Genomic DNA, 766 nt, shown 5'->3' on the forward strand with positions numbered 1-766 from the left:
CATGCCCCGCCAAAGCGACCTGCGTTTCACCTTCGAGCCCTTGAAAGGCGACGCCTTCGAGGTGGTCTCGTTCACCCTCGAAGAAGGTCTGTCCCGGCCGTTCAAACTCGAACTGGAACTGGCCAGCCACAACGCCGCCATCGACTTCAATCGGGTCCTCGATCTGGCGGGGCTGTTCACCCTCTGGCGTGGCGAGACGCCGGTGCGTTACGTCCACGGTTTGGTCAGCCTGTTCCAGCAGGGTGATACCGGCTTTCGTCGCACCCGCTACACCGCCGTGGTCGAACCGACCCTGGCGCGTTTCGACCTGCGTTCCAACTGGCGGATTTTCCAGGGCCAGACCGTGCCCGACATCATCACCAACGTGTTGGCCGAGCAACAGCTGACCGACATCCGCACTGAAATCTGCTTCGAACACCAACCCCGCGAGTACTGCGTACAGGCCGGCGAAACCGACCTCGACTTCATCGCCCGCCTCGCCGCCGAAGAAGGCCTGCTCTACAGCTTCGAACACCGCGCCGACGGCCACACCCTCGTCCTTACCGATCGCGTCGGCGGCCTCGGCACCATCGGCACCCACAGCGATTGCCCGGTGCTCTACCAGCCCATGGCCGGCGGCGATTCCATGGAACCGGCGTTGAACCGCTTCCACTACACCGAACAAGTGCGCACCGCACGCCAGGTACAGCGCGACTACACCTTCACCCATCCGTACTACAACCAGCAGCACACCGCCACCGGCGACCAGGACCTGAACAACCAGCAC

Annotated in this window: 1 protein-coding gene; it reads left to right on the plus strand. The window is 63.4% G+C overall.

Annotated features, from left to right (window positions below):
- Nucleotide 1: 1 nt before the first annotated feature.
- Nucleotides 2–766 (plus strand): type VI secretion system Vgr family protein (locus BSF44_RS29235; protein ID WP_141250123.1); only part of this gene is annotated, 765 nt, incomplete at its 3' end.

The sequence above is a fragment of the Pseudomonas sp. ACN8 genome (genome assembly GCF_002303925.1).
GTDB lineage: Bacteria > Pseudomonadota > Gammaproteobacteria > Pseudomonadales > Pseudomonadaceae > Aquipseudomonas.